Origin of the sequence: Streptomyces sp. NPDC059092, from assembly GCF_042756365.1 — a bacterium.
Classification (GTDB): Bacteria; Actinomycetota; Actinomycetes; order Streptomycetales; family Streptomycetaceae; genus Streptomyces.
This window is the reverse complement of record NZ_JBHZEJ010000016.1, coordinates 31,281-49,846: the sequence shown is the minus strand read 5'-3', so window position 1 is coordinate 49,846 and position 18,566 is coordinate 31,281. Positions and strand designations below refer to the sequence as shown.

Genomic DNA, 18,566 nt, shown 5'->3' with positions numbered 1-18,566 from the left:
ATGGAGGAACACATGGGAGCACCGGACAGGGACATGGCGAACGCGCTGATCGACAAGGCCAGGGCCGATCGCGAGCGGCGTCGGAGCGGACGGAGCCGGACGACGGCGCTGGTCACGGCGGCCGTGGTGGGCGGCATCGGACTGCTCCTGGCCTTGACGGCCGGGGGCGACCCGGACGAGGCGCCGGACTGCGACGACAGGACCATGACACGGGACGACGGGTGCGTCATCTACTCGAACCGAGGCGGGGGCGGCTCCTTCTCGTACGAGGAGATGATCGACCGCCGCGAGCAGGGCGTCGCCGTGAGAAGGGGGATCGGGTTCGGCCTCGCCGGGCTCTGCGCGGTGCTGATGATCCCCGCGGCGGTGCGGCTGGATCCGTCCAGGCCCTGGGGCGCCCCGGCCGACGGGCCCTGCTCGCGGTGCGGCACGGTGTTCCTCCGGGAGAGGAAGACCACGCACACCGTCTCCCGGGGCGGGACGGGCTACCACGTCACGGGTGTCGTCGCCCTGTGCGCCCTGTGCGGTTTCAGTTCCGTCCGGCGGTCCTGACGGTGCCGGGCACCGCCGAGCACTTTCGGCCACCGAGAGCACCGAGAGAACTAAGAGAACCGACAGCACCGAGAGCACCGAGAGCACCGATGGGTCACAACGACCCGGCACATCGAGCGGACACAGGAGTACGGCACATGGAATCGGAACTGGCGGCACTGGTGAATCTGGCTGCGTCGACGGTGGTCAGCGGGATGGCGACGGCCGGGTGGGAGAGCGTGCGGCGGGCGATGGGCGAGCTGTGGCGCCGGGTACACCCCGAGCGGGCGGACACGGTACTGGCCGAACTGGGCGAGGCGCGCACCGAAGTGCTCGTCGCCCGGCGGAACGGGGACGAGCGGGCCGAGCGGGAACTCGTCGGCGAATGGCAGACGCGGCTGCGGCGGCTGCTGGCCGCCGACCCGGAGATGGTGCCCGAACTCCGGCGTCTGATCGACGAGTTGCCGCCCCTGTCCGACGGGGAACCACGGACCGGCAGTCCCCGTCTGACCGCGAACGTGTCGGGGCGGTCGCGCGTCACCATGGCCGGACGAGACATCAACATCACCAAGGGGTGATCGTTTGAACTCCGGAGAGACCCCGGACGGCTCCGGCCGGGACGGCGCCGACGGTGGTGGGACTCGCATCAGCGCACGGGCGGACGGCCGGTCCAAGATCACAGTGGCCGGCCGTGACATCAACAGCACCTACTTCGTCAGTGCCTCGTCGGCGGCGATCGCCGCCCTCGTGGGCCTCGTGATCCTTGTCGGAATGTGGCAGCCGTGGCAGGAAACGGCCGCGACCGGCGAACCGGAACACACGGCGACCGCGAGCGGATCGGAGCCCCCGGGCGGGTCCTCCGCAGCGACCGCACCGTACCGGGAGCCGCCGTCCACCGGCAGGGACGGCGAAGAGCCGGAGGACCCGGAATCCTCCCTCGATCCCACCCACACCCCCAGTCCCACCCTTACCCCCAGCGCCGATCCGCCTCCCGACCCGCCGGATCCGGTCGATGTGGCGTTCGCGTCCGCCGGCGTCGGTACCTGCCTCGGTGTGTACGACGACGGCTGGGGCAAGCTGAACCTCGAACGGCCGGTCGCCGTCGACTGCGGGGCGGGCTTCGCCTACTCGAAGGTGACCATGGTGACGACGTCGGCCTCGAACTGCCCCGGGGGCGCGGGCCGATGGGGCTGGGGTCACGTCAACGACAGCGGTTCGTCCGTCGCCTTGTGCTTGGACCGTGTGTTCGCCGCAGGGCAGTGTTTTCCCGCGACACTGAACAGACAGGCCGACGGGTCCCTGGGGGGCGAGGGACGGTTGTTCAGTGTCTGGGGCTGTGACCGGACGCGGGTACCCCGGGGCGAAAACGCGATCATGGTGATCACGGCGGTGCTGAACGGCGGCAGTTGCCCCCGGCGCACGGACCGGCAGACGTTCACGTGGCAGGTCTTCAACGGCGCGGCCACGGTCTGCGCCGTGCAGAAGGGGAACTGACCCGCCTGCCAGGACCGCCCTTGCGGGCAGCGCCGTCGCCCCGGCCCGCTCCTCACGGCTGCGGGCGGCGCAGCGGGACCACGTTCCACCAGGTCAGGCAGCGCAGGGCCCACTCCAGCGGGCCGTACTGGAAGCGGGTCAGCCACCAGTGGCTGATGAGGGCCTGTGCCGCGAGGATGACGGCCGCCAGGGCCATGGCGGTGCCCCAGCGGGAGGAGTGGTGCAGGCCGAGCGGGCCGGCCGCGGCGACCACCGCGAGGGTGGCGGTGAGGTAGTTGGTCAGCGCCATCCTGCCGAGCGGTTCGAGGACCGCCGACAGCGGGCGGCCCAGCCGGGTGCGCAGGACGAGCAGCACCGCGGTGGCGTACGTGGCCGCTCCCAGCATGCCGGCCACCGCCGCGATCCGCGTGGCGTAGGGGCCGATGGCCGGGTAGGTGTGCTGCCACCAGCCGACGGCGACCGCCCCCGTGGCGGCCAGCGCGAGTACGACGGCGAGTTGTCCGGTACGGCAATTTAGTGTGCGGGCGATGCCGAGCCGCGCGACGGCGAGGCCGAGCAGGAACAGCCCCGGGATGCTGGGTATCCCGCCGCCGGCGACGGTGACCGAGGCGACGGACCCGATCAGCCCCGCGGCCAGCACCACCCAGGTCGGCAGCCACGAGGAGGGCAACAGGATCAGCAGCCCGAAGATCGCGTACAGAAGCAGCGCCTCCCCGGGATGCAACTGCTGGTGCGCGAAGCCGAGCAGTCCCAGGACCACCAGCCGGCGGACCAGCAGCAGCCGGGGGCGTGGCGATCGGCGCGCGGCGCTCTCCAGGAAGATCGCGAAGCTCAGTCCGAAGAGGAACGCGAAGATGGGGAAGAACCGCTGCTGGACGAAGTACTCCAGGAACGCGGGGATCGGGTATTTACGGAAGGCCTCGTCGACGCCGGCCATTTGCGTCATCTGGATCGGAATGTTGACCAGGAGGATGCCGCAGAGCGCGAAGCCGCGCAGCGAGTCCAGCGCGGTGATCCGGTGTGGCGACCGCGTGGTGGGTTCCTGGGCGGCTGGTTCCGGGGCGGCGGCCCTGTGCGTCGAGGTCGTTGTGTTCATGGCCTTCACGGTGCGGCAGTGGCACGGTACGGCGCTTCGGCCGGACGGCCGGGCCGTATCGGCCGTCCGGCCGATACGGGCTCATCCCGAAGTCCCTTGGGGCCGCTCACTCCTGGAAGGCGGGTTACCCGGAGACCGTGCCCGTCGCCCACGCCCACGCGGCGATCTCCACCCGGTTGCGCACGGCCAGCTTGGACTGGATGTTCGTCAGATGTGTTTTGACGGTTCCGAGCGACAGGAACAGGTCTCCGCAGATCTCCTGATTGGTGCGCCCCACCGCGACCAGCCGTGCCACGTCCAGTTCTCGCGCCGTCAGGACCGCCTTCGGGGCGCGACCGCCGGAGGCGGACGGGCCACGCGTGCCCTCCAGTTGACGCAGCAGCCGCACGGTGACCGCCGGGGAGATCAGCGCGTCGCCCCGTCGCGCGGCCCGTACCGCCTCGACGAGCAGCGCGGGGCTGGCGTCCTTCAGGAGAAACCCGCAGGCGCCGTTGTGCAGCGCCCGGCTGACGTAATCGTCCTGGTCGAAGGTGGTGATCACGACGACGCGCATCCGGTCGGCCGATGCGGGCCCGGCGAGGATGCGGGTGACCTCCAGGCCGTCGAGCGCGGGCATCCTGATGTCGACGAGGCACACGTCCGGGCGGAGTCGTCTGGCCATTTCCACACAGGCGGCGCCGTCGGCAGCCTCGCCCACCACCTCGATACCCGGCTGAGCGTCCAGGATCAGCCGGAATCCCGTACGTACGAGATGCTGATCGTCGGCGATGAGCACCCTCGTCACCGAGGGCGCCGTGACGTCTGCTGCCGTCGTATCACTCACATGGCTGATCCTGCCATGTCACCCTCGGGCGGCCGATTCCGCCATGTCCAGGACGGGGAAGACGCCGACCACCCGCCAGCCGCCGTCGGGCGTTCCGCCCGCCTCCAGCAGTCCTTCGACCGCCGCCACCCGCTCCCGGAGCCCCACCATCCCGAAGCCCCCGCGGCCTCCGACCGGTGACGGTGCGGGCGGCTTCGCCGGGGGCGTGTTGCCGATCTCCACCCTTAGCCGCCCGTCCTCCGTACCCACCCGTACGGCCACCAGCGCGCCGGGGGCATGCCGTCGCGCGTTGGTCAGCGACTCCTGCACCACACGGTGCACCGAGAGTTCCACCTCGGGCGCGAGCCGCGCCGCGCGGGCGGGAGCCGCCACCGAGAGGGTCGCGTCCGCGCCGTCCTCATGGCCGCAGAAGCCGGAGACCATGGCGGCCAGTTCGGTGAACAGTTCGCCGGGCCGCCGCGGAGTGCCTTCCACCTCCCGGAGTACGCGCACCAGGCGGCGCATGGAATCCAGCGTCTCCATACCGGACTTCTGGATGTTCTCCAGGATCGGATCGATGTGTTCCGGCGCCGTCGCCCGGATGGCCAGTCCTGCGTTGGCCTGTACGACGATGCCGGTCACGTGGTGGGCGACGAAGTCGTGGAGGTCCCGGGCCAGTTCCATCCGCTCCGCCTGCCGGACGCTCTCCACCGCACGGGCCCGGTGGCCGTCCTGCACACGGAGGTAGCAGCCGAGCGCGACCGCCGAGCCGATGCCGAAGGTGAGCGAGAAGGAGGTCGGCAGCACACCCGGGCCGTTCAGCCGTACCGGGCCGAGGAGCACCGCGATGCCCAGCGCGACGGTGACGTACGGCCGGCCGGCCCGCCGGCAGGTCCGGACGAGCAGGATGAGCAGGCACACCGACTCCAGCAGCCCCCAGGTACCGCCGGTCTCGTTTCCTCTGACCGCCATCACCCCCGTCAGCGCCAGCGAACCGCACACCGCGGCCCAGGCACGCCGTTCCAGGGACAGCCACCGGTAGGGCAGGAGGAGCAGCACGGCCGACACCGGCCCGGACACCAGCGGCAGCAGCCAGTCGCGCTCGGAGGTGCGCAGCCCCCCGGTGGACACCACGTCCCCCAGCCACACCGCGGCGAGCACCGCGTACAGCGCGAAGGACAGAACCCTCTGTGCGGGCGAAGGGGGCGGCGGGGCGGTCTTCGGCGGGTCCGCGGTCAGCGGGGCGTGCGCGTTCACCGGACGGAGACTATCCAACGCGGGCCGTCCGGCGGGTCGGCCGAATGGCCGACCCGGGTGCGGGGACGCCTGGAGGGCCGGGCGGGGTGTGGGGACGCCCGGAGGGCCGGCCGTCAGGCCGAGGTGCGCGGCCGGCCGGCCTCTCGCGCCTTCCTGGACGATGCCGACCGGCGGCGGGCCGCGACTCGGCGCGGTGCGGTCCCGTTGGCCACCGTAAGCACGGACGTGCCTTCCCGGCCGACGACGAGGCGCCGGCCGCGAAGGCACGCTCCTTCTGTCCCCCTGGACCATCGGTCCTGGGGTCCTTTTGGCGCTGTTGCTGCTCAGGGGGCGGCGAGGCGGCGGCGTTCGAGGACCGCCGCGAGGGCGTAGGCACCGCCGCCGGCGAGGGTGAGGACCCAGTAGAGGCCGGGGCCGCCGAGGAGGAGCGCCGCGGTGGAGGTCAGGGCGAGCCAGGTGCCGAGGCTGTAGTGGAGCAGGTTGCGGCGTGCGGCGCCCTCGGCGAGGTAGAGCAGGCCGACGACGAAGCCCGAGCCGGTGGGCCAGAGCAGGGACTGCACGTCGGGCATGCCGGGGGTGGAGGTCAGGCCCGTGATGGCGAGGAACAGGGCGGCGAAGGAGGTGACCCACGCGACGCCGAGGAGCTTGCCGGGGAGAACGTCGTCGGGTTCGGTGGCGGCACGCTGAGCGCGCAGAGCGGCGACGGTGGCCTGGACCGTGCCGACGGCGAGCCCGGCACCGAGGAGGGTCATGGGCAGCCAGCCGGGCAGGTCGAACAGGGGGGCGTCGCCCTTTGACAGCGCGGCGGAGCCATGGCCGAGCACGTAGGCGAGCCCGAAGCTGATGTAGGTCGCACGGTTGTCGACGTCGCCCGGCAGGCGGGCCGGGGCCGGGCCGCCGGCGGTGGCGGGCGTGGGCGTGGCGGCGGTGGCGGGCGTGACGGCGGTGTTGACGGACATGGCGATACCTCGGGAGTTGTGGGGTGAAGCGTCGGAAGGTGCGTGAGCGCGTGGTTCGGGGGAGCCCTGGACCCGGCGGGCGCGGGGTGCGACAGGGCGGGGCGCCGTCTCGCCGTCTCGCCGTACGAAGTCGACGGGTCAGGAAGGAGAGTCGGAACGGTGCGTCGGCGAGCGAGTCCCCCGCGTGCGGGACCCGCGCCGGAGAGACCACGGTGGCGGAGGGGCGGGATCGGGCATTCCAGGCGCCGGCGAAGTCGAGAGGGGCGGTGGCGGGGCCGGCGGCGTGCGGGCGCCGCCCGGCGTCGTCGGCATCGCGTACGGCGGCCTCAACCCGACCGGACAGGCCGGCGAGGGCTTCGCGGACCACGGCGAGGGGGAGGCCGAGTGGGCACGTGCGGGCGGGCCGGGTCGGTGGCGGTCCTGGCCGCCGCGCGCCGCGTTACGGCCCGTGCGTCGCCGCGGTCGAGCGGGGTGGTCGCGGCTCCCAGGAGACCGGCGCGCGGGTGGCGCGCTCTCCCCGGCGGTTGGGCGGGCGGACGGCCCTGAGCGGTCGCGGGGAACCAGCGGCGGCGTTCACGGTGTCACGCCTCGGGAACGATGATGATCTTTCCGGTGATGGTGCGGGACTCGGCGAGCGTCAGCGCCGAGGCGGTGTCCGACAGCGGGAACCTCGCGGCGATCTGCGGGGTGAGGACGCCTTCCTCCACCAGGCGCAGCACCTGGGAGAGGTCCTCGCTCATCCGCTGCTGCCAGGACGCCTGGCAACGGCGCTTGCCGGCCCAGAGGTTGTAGAAGTGCGCGCCCTTGCCGTTGGGCAGGGAGTTCCATGCGGCGAGCCGCCCGAACAGCTTCAGCACCGGCAGCTGTGAGCTGCCTTCCTCGTCCTTGCTGGCCGCGGTGCCGTAGGAGACGAGCGTTCCGCCCTTGCGCAGCAGCTGCCACGACTGCTCCACCCCGGCGCCGCCGACGTGGTCGAACACCGCGTCCACGCCGTCAGGCGCGAGCTCCCGGATCCGGCTGTACATGTCCGGGTCGCGGTAGTCGACCGGGGTCGCGCCCAGTTCTCGTACCGTCGCGTGATGGCGCGTCGACGCCGTGCCGATCACGGTGATCCCGGCGTGGCGGGCCAGTTGTACGAGCGTGGAGCCGACGCCGCCGTTGGCACCGAGCACCACGATCGTCCCGCCGGCGTGCACCTTGGCGGTGCGGTGCAGCATCTGCCAGGCGGTGATGCCGTTGACGGCCACGGTCTCCGCGGCGGCCGAGTCCACTCCGTCCGGTACGGGCATCAGGTCCACGGCGTCGAGCAGGAGGTGGCTGGCCCACGCGCCGGTCTTGGTGATCGCGGCGAACCGCTGTCCGACGAGCGCGCCGTCCACCTCCGGGCCGACCGCCGTCACGGTGCCGACCACGTCGTATCCGGGCACGAAGGGGAACGGCGGCTGGTCGTAGTACTTGCCGCGCCGCATCTGCTGCTCGGCGAAGCAGACGCCGGTCGCGTCCATCCGCAGGACGACCTGGCCCTTGACCGGGTCCGGAAGAGCGCGGGTCCGGAGCTCCAGGCCGGCCGGCTCGACCTTGCCGGGCAGGACGATTTCGGTGACGGAGGTGGTGACGGTGCTGCTCATGGCGTGCCCCTGAAGGTTTCGTCTGTGTGCTTACGGATGTAAGGCTACGCATGTGAGTTCATCGTGGGCAAGTGGATGCGCCGATAAACTTCACGGTGTGCGGCGATGGGGTGAAGCGGGCCCCGCTCAGGGTGCTGCTGCCCGGGTGGGAAGAAGGGCCGCGACCGGCTCCTACGGGCTCCGGGCGGTCGTGTGAAGGTCGCCTCCGCGGTTCCGTGATCCCACGCGTCCGCGTCCCCACGCGCCCGAGTCCCCACACCCGTGCGCCGGATCGACAGCCCGCCTCATCGGGCAGTGGCCTGCCAGGGCGCCGACGGGTTCTCCGCGATCGTCCCGGTGACCGTCACTGGTCATGGGTCATGGCCGTACGGGGCTGCGCCTCGAAGCCTCCTCCAGGCCGCTGCCGCCGGGCGGTCGGCGAGCCGGATTCCTGGCCCACGCCTTCAGCGCGCGGTGCGTGGGACCGGGCATGCGCACCCTCACCGGCTGGCTGACCGTCACCGATGGGACAGCCCTTTGCGCCCCCCTGTGCGTCCCCGGGCGTGGCCGTGCCGGCAGGGGATCCGGCCTGAGGGAGGCGCGTGCCGGTGGCCACGGTGGGGGTTCACGTGAGGTGGGACAAGGGGAAGGCGACGCGTCGGCCGATGTCGGCCGGCCAGGGGAACGAGGGGGCGACGGCTCGCTGGTGGGCGAGCCCGTGCAGGCCGAGCCAGAGCGCGACCGCGTCGGCGGCCGGGTCCGTACTGGTGCAGTGTCCCGCCGCGCGGCAGTCGGCGAGGCAGCCGGCGAGAATCCGCATCGCTTCCTCGCCGAGGGGCCCCGGATCACCGGCGGTGGCGAGAGGGGCCCCTGTGCCGCCGAACATGACGCGGTACCGCTCGGGGTGGTCACGGGCGAAGTCCAGATAGGCGAGGCAGACGGTGTTCAGACGGTCCTGGGGATCGTCGCCCGCCGTGTCGAGGGCTGACCGGATCAAGGCGGAGAGTTCGGCGAAGGCCTGCCGTAGCACCTGGAGCATGAGGGCCGGCCGGCCGTCGAAGTGCGGGTAGATCGAGGACGCGGTGATCCCGGCCCTGCGGGCGACGGCGCGCAGGGTCACGGAGCGTGGGTCACCGCCGGCGTCGAGCAGTTCGGCCGCGGCGGCCAGAATCTCGGCGCGGAGTCTGCCTCCCTCGCCGCGACGGTTCCTCGCACGGGCCCGGGGCGGTTCGGTGGCGGCGCTCATGGCCGGCGGGGGACCGGCGCGGTGGCGACCTGCGTACGGTCCTGACTCATCCGGACGGTGACCCGCCGGCCGTCCGGCCCGTCCCTGTCCGGCGGTACGGGCGGTATCGCGGGTGGTGCGGGCGGGGCGATCCCGGCCACGCTGCCGGTGACGGCGATGTCCCTCATGCTGCTTCCGATCCGCTTGGCCCCGCTCGCTGGGTAACGTGCGTAAGGCTACGGTTGTTAGTTCATTGGGCGCAAGGAGAACGCCCATAAGTTTCGCGCTGTAAGGTAACGCCATGGGAGACGATGCGTCAGCGGCACACGTCCGCGTCCGGAACCGCCGCGGGGAGGGTGATCGACTGCGCCACGAGATCGTGGCGGCGGCGGTCGATCTGCTCGACGAGACCGGTGACGAGAGCGCCATCACCCTGCGCTCCGTCGCCCGTCGTGTCGGGATCGCGGCCCCTTCGATCTACCGCCACTTCCCCGACCAGCCCGCCATCATGCTGGCCGCGGTGCGCAGCGCCTTCGCCGAGCTGGACGAACAGTTGCGCACGGACGTCGACGCCGCGGGTGACGCACCCCGTGAGCGGCTCACGGCCCTGTGCCGGAGTTACCTGGAGTTCGCCCGGGCCCACCCCGGGCGCTACCGCACGATGTTCGGCGGGCTGTGGGCGCCCGACCTGAACGAGAGTTCTGTGACGGCGGAGGATGTGGGCACGCTCGGACGGGCGAGCATGGGGCGGCTCGCCGCGGCCCTGGAGGACTGCGTCGCCGCCGGTTGCGCGACCAGTACCGACGTGTCCGCCGACACGGTCGCGTTGTGGCTCGGTCTGCACGGGCTCGCCCACCAGCGAGTGGTGGCCCCCGCTTTCCCCTGGCCGCCGGACATCGCCGATCGCGTCATCACCACGCTCGCGCACTTCACGGACGGGTAGGGCGGGCAGGGCGACGCCTTCCGGGTGCGTGTGCGGCGGTCCGGAACCTTGTAGGCCCGGCGGGAGGGGCCTATCCTCGCGACCAGAAAGCGCTTTCCCCTTCTTGGTCCCTTCTCGGGTCCTCCTTGGTGTCCATGAAATGACATGCGTATGACATATGCCCGGCCTGATTCGAGACGAATGACGGAGTGACGGATATGAGAATGCGAGTCGCACCACGGTTCCGCGCGGCGCTGGTCGCCGTGGCCCTCGCGGCCGTGACCGGCGCGGTGGTGCCCGTACCCTCGGCGTCGGCCGCGGCCGGCGGTGCCACCGGTTACGCGACCCAGAACGGTGGGACCACCGGCGGGGCCGGCGGGCAGACCGTGCGGGCCACCACGGGGACCGCGATCCATCAGGCCCTGTGCGGCCGGGCCAGCAGCAGTACCCCCATCACCATCGAGGTCGAGGGGACCATCAACCACGGCAACACCAGCAAGGTGTCTGGCGCGAGTTGCAACACCGCCGCCGGGCTGATCGAGCTCAAAGAGATCAGCAACGTCACGATCTCAGGTGTCGGCGGCGGTGCCGTATTCGATCAACTGGGCATCCACATAAGGGAGTCCAGCAACATCATCATCCAGAACGTGACCGTGCGGAACGTCAAGAAGTCCGGCTCGCCCACGTCCAACGGGGGTGATGCCATCGGTATGGAGCGGAACGTCCGCAACGTCTGGGTCGATCACACCACCCTGGAGGCGTCGGGCGGGGAGTCGGAAGGGTTCGACGGTCTCTTCGACATGAAGGACAACACCCAGTACGTGACCCTCTCGTACAGCGTCCTGCGCAACTCCGGCCGCGGCGGACTCGTCGGATCGAGTGAGAGCGAGCTGTCGAACAGCTTCATCACGTACCACCACAACCGGTACGAGAACATCGACTCCCGCACGCCCCTGCTGCGGGGCGGTGTGGCCCACATGTACAACAACCACTACGTGAAGCTCAACGAGTCCGGCATCAACTCCCGGGCCGGGGCCCGGGCCAAGGTGGACAACAACTACTTCGAGGACTCCAAGGACGTCCTGGGCACCTTCTACACCAGTACGGTCGGTTACTGGCAGGTCGGCGGCAACACGTTCGACAACGTCACCTGGTCCAGCCCCAGCAGCGAGAACAAGCCCGCCGGGCCCGACCCGCGGTCCACCACCACCGTCAGCATCCCGTACTCCTACAGCCTCGACGGGGCGGCCTGCGTGCCGGACGTCGTGAGCCGGACCGCGGGCGCCGGTAAGGGGCTGCAGGTGTCGAACGGCGGCTGCTAACCGTTGACGCCGGTCACCCCGGCGCCCGTCGGCCCCCACCGCGCGGTGCCGGCCGGCCCCACCACCCGGGCCCGCCCAGACGCCGGGCGCGGCCCGGCCGGCCGCCGTCGGCGGCTCCGCGCCCGCGTGTCGAGCGGCGCAAGCCGCTGACGGCGGTCCTGACGGGACGATAGGGTCAATCTCCGGCGAGGACGAGACGTGTCCGGACGAGCAGGGCACGAGAGGACGACCTGGCCTGTCCGCCCGTATCGATGGGGCGGGAGAGGGGGCCGACAGGGTGCGCAGGGTGCCGCCGGAGATGTTCCGGTTCACCACCGGGGAGCGGGCCGGTCTGTACGGGGCGGTGCTGGACGCCTTCGGCGCGGCCGGTGAGCATCTGGAGACGGCGCTGGGCCTCGACGACGTGCGGGAGCGGCTGCGGACGGTCGGGTGGCCGGCCGCCGTCGAGGACGAGGAACTGCACGACGTACTGAAGAGGCTGGTCCACTGGGAGCTTCTGGACGTGGTCCACAACCACGCCGAGAACTACCGCACGGCCGAGGAGTACGAGCGGCGCAACCTCCAGTACTCGCTGACCCGCCGGGGCGAGGCCGCGCTCGCCGGGGTGCGGCACGCGCTGGACGTGCTCGCCTCGACGGGGGCGCTCCAGACCGCCGTCCTGGAGGCGATCGCCGACCGGCTCGACGAACTGTGGGTGCTGTCCGGCGAGCCCGCCTCCGCCGATCGCCGGATCTTCACCACCCTGCGGGAGCTGGAAGGGCATCTGGAGGCCCTGGTGGAGAACACCAAGGCGTTCAACGGGGAGTTGCAGCGGCTGCTGCGTGCCGAGGGGGCGGACCTGGACGTCTTCCGCGAGGTGAAGGCCGCCACCGTCGCGTATCTCCAGGAGTTCCTGGTCAATCTGGACCGGCGCGGGCAGGCGGTCGCCGCCGCCGTCGGCAGGGTCGAGGAGCGCGGTGTCGTCCTGCTGCGCGAGCGGGCGCTGCGCGGCGCCGAGCTGCCGCCGGTGGCGGGCGGGGACCCCGCGCCCGGGTGGCTGGAGAGCCGGCGGGCCCGCTGGGCGGGTCTGCGGGCGTGGTTCCTGCCGGACGACGGGGCCCGCCCCCGGATCGAGCAGCTCCATGACATCGCCCGGCGGGCCATCGTCTCCCTCCTCCAGGTCCTGGAGCGGATCAACGAGTCGCGCCGCCGCTCCTCCAGCGCCGTACAGGACTTCCGTGAGCTGGCACGCTGGTTCGCCGCCGCGCCCGGGGAGGAGGACCTGCACCGGCTGTGGTCGGCGGCCTTCGGCCTGGGGGCGGCGCGCCACGCCCATCTCGCCCACCCCGATCCCGAGTTGATCCCCTCGGCGCTGTCGTGGTCCGAGGCGCCGCCGGTCGAGGTGTCGGCGCTGCTGCGGACCAGCGGGAGGACGGAGCGGTTCACCCGTACGGCCAGAGTGCGGGACGTCACCGCCGTCAAGGCCGAGCGCGCCGAACGGGCCAGGACGGAGCGCCTGGAACTCGCCCTGGCCTGGCGGGACCTGGCCACGGACGGCCCCGTACGGCTGTCCTCCTTCGGCACGCTGGACCCCGCCGCCTTCGAGCGGCTGCTCGACCTGCTGGGCCGGGCGCTGTCCGCCGGGCCGGACTCCACCGGGCTGCGGCGCGCGAGCACCGGGGACGGCCGGGTGGAGATCGCGCTGTCACCGCCCGCCGACGCCCGCACCGCCGTGCTGCGTACCGCGAAGGGCGTGCTCGCCGGACCGGACTACGTCGTCACCGTCACAGCGGCGGACGGGTCGGGCGCCCTCCCGGCGGTACGGGACCTCCTGCGCCGGGAGGCGGCGGGATGAGCACGCTCGCCAACCAACTGGCCGCCGCCGAGAGGGAGGAGGTCGCCCGAGGTATCCGGCTGCTGCTGGCCCGCCCGCTGCTCACCGAGGCCGCCGACCCGACCGGGTTCGAGCTGGTACGGCGCCGTCGCGGACCGCTGGCCAAGTGGTTCGACTACACGTGCGGCTGGAATCTGGTGGTGGAGCCCCGCCGCGGGTACGCGCGCCTCGCCAAGGTCCGCGCCGGGGCCGACGGCTCCCGCCCCGCCCGCAGGCAGCGGGCCGGCCGGGCCCCGTTCGACCGGCGGCGGTACGTGCTGCTGTGCGTGACCGCGGCCGAGCTGCTGTCGATGCCGATGACGACCATCGGCCTGCTCGCCGACCGCGTGGTCCAGGCCACGGCGGCCGATCAGGCGCTGCCCGCGTTCGACCCGGTGCACCGGCCGGAGCGGATGGCGTTCGTCGACGTCCTCGGACTGCTGGAGTCGTACGGGGTGCTGCGGGCGGTGGACGGTACCACCGAGACGTACGTCGAAACGGCGGAGGCCAAGGTCCTCTACGGCGTGGACACCACCCTGCTGATGCGGCTGCCCGCGGCGCCCGTCGGGGCCTCGGGCCTGGCCGTACCGCCGGACGAGGTGCCCACGCGCTTCGAGGAACTCCTCACCGGCATGGTGCGGGAGCGGCGTTACGGCGCCGCGTCCGGCGCGGCCGGTGGCGAGGCCACGGAGGAAGAGACGCGGACCACCGCTGTGACGGAACCGAGGACCACCGCCGCCACGGAACCCCGGCGCACGCTGTGGCTGCGCCACTCGGTGCTGCGCCGGCTCTTCGACGACCCCGTCCTGTACCGGGCCGACCTCACCGAGGACGAACTGGCCTACGTCACCTCCCTGACCGGGCGCCAGATCCTGCGCCGCTCGGTCGAACAGGCCGGGTTCGTCCTGGAGGAGCGCGCCGAGGGGTTCCTGCTCGTCGACCCGGACGCCGTCGCCACCGATGTCCGCTTCCCCGACGACACCTCCACCGCCCGGGTCGCCGCCCTGCTGCTGCTCGAACCGGTCTGCGGCGCGCCCGCCGGGCTGCTCCCGGAACAGCTCGCCGAGGCCGGCGCGGAGCTTCTGCGCCGCTTCCCCCGCTGGGCGAAGGCGTACCAGTCCCAGGACGGCGCGGCCCGGCTCGCCGAGGACGCCGTCCGCGTGCTGCGTGACGTCGGACTGGTCCACCGGGTCGGGGGCCGCGTCGTCGGGCGCCCGGCCGCCCGCCGCTACCGCGTCGCGGGGACGACGAGCACGGACGCGCGGCCCGTACCGGCGACGAGCACGGGCCGGCGCCGAACGACGGGCGCCGCCGGCGGTCCGTACGAAGGAGACGAGCAGTGAGTGTGACCGACCTCCCCCCGCCGCGCAGGCCCGAACCCGGCACCCCGGCGACGCACCCGGCCGTGAGCCGCTGGCAGCCGCACCGCGCGGGCATCCTCAACGTCTGGCGCTACTACGACGAGACCTTCACCTTCCACCAGGGGCGCCTGCTGCTACGGGGCCAGAACGGCTCCGGCAAGTCCAAGGCCCTGGAACTGCTGCTGCCCTTCCTCTTCGACGCCAGTCTGCGCCCCAACCGGCTCTCCACGTTCGGGGGTTCGGAACGCACCATGCACTGGAACCTGCTGGGCGAGGGCGCTTCGGGAAAGACCCGCGTCGGGTACGTGTGGATGGAGTTCCGCCGCGTCGGCGACGACGGCGCGGAGCGCTGGTTCGGCTGCGGGGCGCGCCTCCAGGCGAGCGTGCACACCAGCGGGGTGCACACCGCCTACTTCACCACCGGAGCCCGGATCGCCCACCCCGGCGGCCTCGCCCTGGTCAACGACGCGGGGCAGCCGCTGACCCGCGCCGCACTCGCGGAGGCCCTGAGCGACCGGGGCGACCTGCACGCCTCGGCCGCCGAGTACCGCACGGCGGTACGACGTGAACTCTTCGCCGGTATGGGGGAGCAGCGTTACGAATCGCTCCTGTCCGCGCTGCTCCAGTTGCGTCAGCCCAAACTCTCCGAACGGCTCGACCCGTCCCTGCTCTCCACCCTCCTCTCCCGCGCCCTGCCCCCGCTGGGCGAGGGCGAGATCGCCGAACTCGCCGAGGGCTTCGAACGGCTGGACCGCCAGCGCGAACACCTCAAACGGCTCGACGACGAGGTGACGGCGGCCGGGACCGTCGCGTCCCGGCAACGCGGATACGCGCGGCGGGTCCTGCGCGCCGGTTCGGCCGCCCTGATCTCGGGGACCACCGAGATGGACAACCTCACCCGGATCGCCCGGCTCAGCGCCGAGGAACACACCCGGGCGCTGGAGGAACGGGAGGCGGCCCAGGCGCTGCGCGAGGAGCAGGACCGGCGCGCACACGCCCTGGACGAGACCGTCGAGGGCCTGCGCGACAGCGACGCGTACCGGCAGGGCGAGGAACTGGACCGGCTCCGCCGCCGCGCCGAGGAAGCGGCGGCCGCCGGCGGGCGGCAGCGCGCCGCCGCCCGGACCGGCCAGGACCGGGCGGCGCGGGACCGGCGGCGCGCCGACGAGGCCGCACAGCGAGCCCGTACGCTCGACGAGCACGCCGGGGAAGCCGCCGAGGAGACCCGCCGGTCGGCCAGGGCGGCGGGCCTGGAGTCCATCCACCACGAGGCGAAGGCACTCCTCGACGGCGTGGACGCCCCGTCCGGCGCCACCCTTCGCGAGCCGGTCGCCGGCACGGCCCGGCACACACCGGCGCACGGAGCGACGGGCGAGGACCTGGCCCGTCGGGCCCGCCGGCTGCTGCGGGGCGCGGTCACCGCCCGGCGCCGGCAGGTCACCCTCGTCACCGAGGCGATGGACGGGCACGAACGGGCGGTACGCGACCGGGGCGCCGCCGAGGACACACTGGAGCAGACCCGCGCCCGGCTCGCGGAGGCCACCGTCCGGCGCGACACGGCGGCCCGCGCCTGGGACGACGCCCTCGCCGTACAGGCCGAGGACCTGCGCACCTGGGCCGAGGGGTGCGGGGAACTCCGCGCCGACCCCGAGGAACTCGCCGCGCACGCCGCGTCGGAGACCGAGGTGACGGCCCTGGTGGACGCCGCCGCGCGCCCCGTGGAACAGGAGATCGCCGCGGACGAGGCGACCGCCCGGGTGACCCGGCGGAGCCTGCTGGAGGAGCGGGACGGGCTGGTGCGGCAGATGACCCGGCTGCGCCAGGAGACCGACCTGCCGCCCCCGCCACCGTTCACCCGCACGGCGGACCGGGAGACGATGATGGGGGCGCCGCTGTGGCGCCTGGTCGCCTTCCACGAGGACGTCCCCCTCGCCGAACAGGCCGGGGTGGAGGCCGCACTGGAGGCGTCGGGCCTGCTGGACGCCTGGGTCGGCCCGTACGGAAGCGTCACGCTGCCCGGACACGACACCCGCGCCGAGGCGGCCCTGGCCCTGCCCGCCCCCGGGCCGAACCTGCTGGAGGTGCTGCGCCCCGAGGACGACATCCCCGTCCCCGCGGAGACGGTGACCCGCCTGCTCGCCGGGATCGCCTACGGGACGCGGCCTTCCGGCGACCACCAGGCCGCCGTGTCCGCCGACGGCACCTGGCGCCTCGCGCTCGCCACCGGGACGTGGGCGAAGCCGGAGCCCGCCCACATCGGCTCCCTCGCCCGGCAGCGGGCACGGCAGCGCCGGATCGGCGAACTCACCGATCTCATCGCGCGGGCGCACTCCTCCCTCGCCGCGCTCGACGACCGGCTGCGGGCCCTGGCCGCCGGCCGCGCCCGGCTCGACGGCGACCGGGCGGGCCGCCCCGGCCACCGGGAGCTGGATCTGTGCCGCCGCGAAGCGGACCGTGCCGAGGACCAGGTCGCCGTCAGGGACGACGCCGTACGCGACGACGCCCAGCGCCTCGAACGGTGCGAGCACGACGTGGCAGCGGCCGTGCGCACCCTCAGCCGCCGGGCGGCGGAGCACGGTCTGCCCACCGACGGCGGAAGGCTGCGTCAGCTCTCCGACGCCGTCGACGCGTTCCGGGACACCGCCGACACCTGGGTGGACGCCCGGCTCCACGCGGCGGCGGCCGCCGACCAGGGCCGCGGGCTGGCGGCGCAGGCCGACCGCTCGCACCAGGACGCCCGGCAGCAGACCGAGGCCGCGACCGCCGCCGAGACCGAGGCCGACGGGGCGCGGGCACGTCTGGAAGCCGTGGAGTCCACCGTGGGCGAGGACTACCGGCAGGTGGTCGCCCGCGTCGCCGAGGCACGGACCGCACGCGACCGCTGCCGCGAGGAGGCCCGCGGGGCGGGCGAACACCTCATCGGCGTGGAAGGCCGGATCGGAGAACTGCGGGCCACCAGCCGGCGCGACGCCGAACAGCGCGAGCGGGCGGTCACGGCCAGGGACAGCGCCGCGCGGCGGCTGCGGCACCTGTGCCTCGCCGGACTCGCGGAGGACGCCGGCATCACCCTGGAACTCGACGCGCGGGACGGTACCAAGGCCACCCTGGAGGCCGCCCGCGCCACCGCCGCGCAGTGGCCCGGCGTCCCGCACGCCCCCCGTAACCTCGGTGACGCCGCCACCCGCCTCTCCGAGGCCGTCCACGAAGCGCGCCGGCACCTCGGCGCCCGGGCCGACCTCGACCTGGAGCCCGACGAGGACGTCCAGCTCTTCACCGCCACGCTGGACGGCGTACGCGTCGGGGCGACCGGCCTGCTCACCACACTCACCCAGGAACGCGACCGCAGCCGCGACGACATCACCGGCGCCGAGCGCCGCCTCTTCGACCAGATCCTCACCGGCGACATCCGCCGGCACCTCGCGGCCCGTATCCGCCAGGCCGGCGAACTCGTCGGACGGATGAACGGCCACCTGGAACGCGTCCGCACCGCCTCCCGCGTCGCCGTCCAACTGGTCTGGCAGGTCCGCCCCGACCTCCCGGACGGCACCCGCACCGCCCGTGAACTGCTGCTCAAGGACCCGGGCCGGGTCACCGACGCCGACCGGGACGCGCTGCACGCCTTCTTCCGCTCGCGCATCGACGAGGCCAAGAGCAGCGACACGGCCGCGAGTTGGGAGGAACAGCTCGGCGAGGTGCTCGACTACACGGCCTGGCACCAGTTCACCGTCCGGCTGGACCGCGCGAACGGAGCGGGCTGGCAGCCCCTGACCAAGAAACTCCACGGCGCGCTCTCCGGCGGCGAGAAGGCCATCGCCCTGCACCTGCCCCTGTTCGCCGCGGTCTCCGCCCACTACGAGGCCGTGCCGGGGGCGCCCCGGCCGATCCTGCTGGACGAGGTCTTCGTCGGCGTCGACAGCGTCAACCGCGGCCAGGTCTTCGCGCTGCTCACCGCCCTCGACCTGGACCTCATGCTCACCTCCGACCACGAGTGGTGCACCTACGGGGAACTGCCCGGCATCGCCGTCCACCAGCTCCTCACCGGCACGGACGACGACGCCGTCACCAGCGCCCGCTTCGTCTGGAACGGCACCGACCTGGAGGCGGAATGACGGACCCGGCACCGACCCCGGGGACGCGA

The 18,566-nt window shown here is 73.1% G+C and carries 14 protein-coding genes and 1 pseudogene; 8 read left to right on the top strand and 7 right to left on the bottom strand.

Annotated elements, in window-relative coordinates; all coding sequences use genetic code 11:
* Positions 1–12 precede the first annotated feature (12 nt).
* The 3 genes from ACFXPL_RS12570 (at position 13) to ACFXPL_RS12560 (ending at position 2,025) form a co-directional block, all read left to right on the top strand.
* The gene (locus ACFXPL_RS12570; RefSeq protein ID WP_384916821.1) at positions 13–552 is read left to right on the top strand and encodes a hypothetical protein; all 540 of its coding nucleotides are present in this window, start codon (positions 13–15) and stop codon (positions 550–552) included.
* Between the two features lie 137 nt (positions 553–689).
* On the top strand, positions 690–1,109 hold the full coding sequence (locus ACFXPL_RS12565) for a hypothetical protein (RefSeq protein ID WP_384916819.1): 420 nt from the start codon (positions 690–692) through the stop codon (positions 1,107–1,109).
* Between the two features lie 4 nt (positions 1,110–1,113).
* The gene (locus tag ACFXPL_RS12560) at positions 1,114–2,025 is read left to right on the top strand and encodes a hypothetical protein (protein ID WP_384916817.1); all 912 of its coding nucleotides are present in this window, start codon (positions 1,114–1,116) and stop codon (positions 2,023–2,025) included.
* Positions 2,026–2,077: 52 nt separating this feature from the next.
* On the opposite strand, the gene ACFXPL_RS12555 is transcribed toward ACFXPL_RS12560, so the two are convergent.
* The 7 genes from ACFXPL_RS12555 to ACFXPL_RS12525 form a co-directional block, all read right to left on the bottom strand.
* Complete coding sequence (locus ACFXPL_RS12555) at positions 2,078–3,121, bottom strand: DUF418 domain-containing protein (protein WP_384916815.1); 1,044 nt, start codon at positions 3,119–3,121, stop codon at positions 2,078–2,080.
* A gap of 124 nt (positions 3,122–3,245) precedes the next feature.
* Positions 3,246–3,944 (bottom strand): response regulator, encoded by a 699-nt coding sequence (locus tag ACFXPL_RS12550; protein ID WP_384916812.1) that lies wholly within the window; start codon positions 3,942–3,944, stop codon positions 3,246–3,248.
* 18 nt (positions 3,945–3,962) lie between these two features.
* On the bottom strand, positions 3,963–5,180 hold the full coding sequence (locus tag ACFXPL_RS12545) for a sensor histidine kinase (RefSeq protein WP_384916808.1): 1,218 nt from the start codon (positions 5,178–5,180) through the stop codon (positions 3,963–3,965).
* A 323-nt stretch (positions 5,181–5,503) separates the two neighbouring features.
* The gene (locus ACFXPL_RS12540; RefSeq protein ID WP_384916806.1) at positions 5,504–6,139 is read right to left on the bottom strand and encodes an ABC transporter permease; all 636 of its coding nucleotides are present in this window, start codon (positions 6,137–6,139) and stop codon (positions 5,504–5,506) included.
* 581 nt (positions 6,140–6,720) lie between these two features.
* Positions 6,721–7,767 (bottom strand): medium chain dehydrogenase/reductase family protein, encoded by a 1,047-nt coding sequence (locus tag ACFXPL_RS12535; RefSeq protein WP_384916803.1) that lies wholly within the window; start codon positions 7,765–7,767, stop codon positions 6,721–6,723.
* Positions 7,768–8,371: 604 nt separating this feature from the next.
* The gene (locus tag ACFXPL_RS12530) at positions 8,372–8,992 is read right to left on the bottom strand and encodes a WHG domain-containing protein (RefSeq protein ID WP_384916800.1); all 621 of its coding nucleotides are present in this window, start codon (positions 8,990–8,992) and stop codon (positions 8,372–8,374) included.
* Entirely contained in the window at positions 8,989–9,159 is a 171-nt protein-coding gene (locus ACFXPL_RS12525) for a hypothetical protein (protein WP_384916797.1), read from the bottom strand. Before ACFXPL_RS12525 ends, ACFXPL_RS12530 begins: the two co-directional genes overlap by 4 nt.
* A gap of 113 nt (positions 9,160–9,272) precedes the next feature.
* Here ACFXPL_RS12525 and ACFXPL_RS12520 point away from each other — a divergent pair, with 113 nt between their 5' ends.
* The 5 genes and pseudogenes from ACFXPL_RS12520 to ACFXPL_RS12500 all read left to right on the top strand — a co-directional run bounded on the left by ACFXPL_RS12520 (position 9,273) and on the right by ACFXPL_RS12500 (position 18,537).
* Positions 9,273–9,914: a TetR/AcrR family transcriptional regulator gene (locus tag ACFXPL_RS12520; RefSeq protein ID WP_384916793.1), complete on the top strand. Its 642-nt coding sequence runs from the start codon at positions 9,273–9,275 to the stop codon at positions 9,912–9,914.
* Between the two features lie 197 nt (positions 9,915–10,111).
* Positions 10,112–11,212, top strand: a pseudogene (locus ACFXPL_RS12515) (polysaccharide lyase family 1 protein); the annotation flags it as partial.
* A 280-nt stretch (positions 11,213–11,492) separates the two neighbouring features.
* On the top strand, positions 11,493–13,049 hold the full coding sequence (locus tag ACFXPL_RS12510; protein ID WP_384916790.1) for a TIGR02677 family protein: 1,557 nt from the start codon (positions 11,493–11,495) through the stop codon (positions 13,047–13,049).
* Positions 13,046–14,410, top strand: coding sequence for a TIGR02678 family protein (locus ACFXPL_RS12505; protein WP_384916787.1), 1,365 nt, complete (start codon positions 13,046–13,048; stop codon positions 14,408–14,410). Before ACFXPL_RS12510 ends, ACFXPL_RS12505 begins: the two co-directional genes overlap by 4 nt.
* Positions 14,407–18,537, top strand: a complete 4,131-nt coding sequence (locus tag ACFXPL_RS12500) for a TIGR02680 family protein (RefSeq protein ID WP_384916784.1) — start codon at positions 14,407–14,409, stop codon at positions 18,535–18,537. The genes ACFXPL_RS12505 and ACFXPL_RS12500 overlap by 4 nt, the downstream gene beginning before the upstream one ends.
* The last annotated feature ends 29 nt before the right edge of the window (positions 18,538–18,566 follow it).

Coding starts and splice junctions, on each gene's coding strand:
- ACFXPL_RS12565 (WP_384916819.1), top strand. CDS start 690: ATGGAATCGGAACTGGCGGCACTGGTGAATCTGGCTGCGTCGACGGTG.
- ACFXPL_RS12555 (WP_384916815.1), bottom strand. CDS start 3,121: ATGAACACAACGACCTCGACGCACAGGGCCGCCGCCCCGGAACCAGCC.
- ACFXPL_RS12570 (WP_384916821.1), top strand. CDS start 13: ATGGGAGCACCGGACAGGGACATGGCGAACGCGCTGATCGACAAGGCC.
- ACFXPL_RS12520 (WP_384916793.1), top strand. CDS start 9,273: ATGGGAGACGATGCGTCAGCGGCACACGTCCGCGTCCGGAACCGCCGC.
- ACFXPL_RS12540 (WP_384916806.1), bottom strand. CDS start 6,139: ATGTCCGTCAACACCGCCGTCACGCCCGCCACCGCCGCCACGCCCACG.
- ACFXPL_RS12535 (WP_384916803.1), bottom strand. CDS start 7,767: ATGAGCAGCACCGTCACCACCTCCGTCACCGAAATCGTCCTGCCCGGC.
- ACFXPL_RS12525 (WP_384916797.1), bottom strand. CDS start 9,159: ATGAGGGACATCGCCGTCACCGGCAGCGTGGCCGGGATCGCCCCGCCC.
- ACFXPL_RS12530 (WP_384916800.1), bottom strand. CDS start 8,992: ATGAGCGCCGCCACCGAACCGCCCCGGGCCCGTGCGAGGAACCGTCGC.
- ACFXPL_RS12505 (WP_384916787.1), top strand. CDS start 13,046: ATGAGCACGCTCGCCAACCAACTGGCCGCCGCCGAGAGGGAGGAGGTC.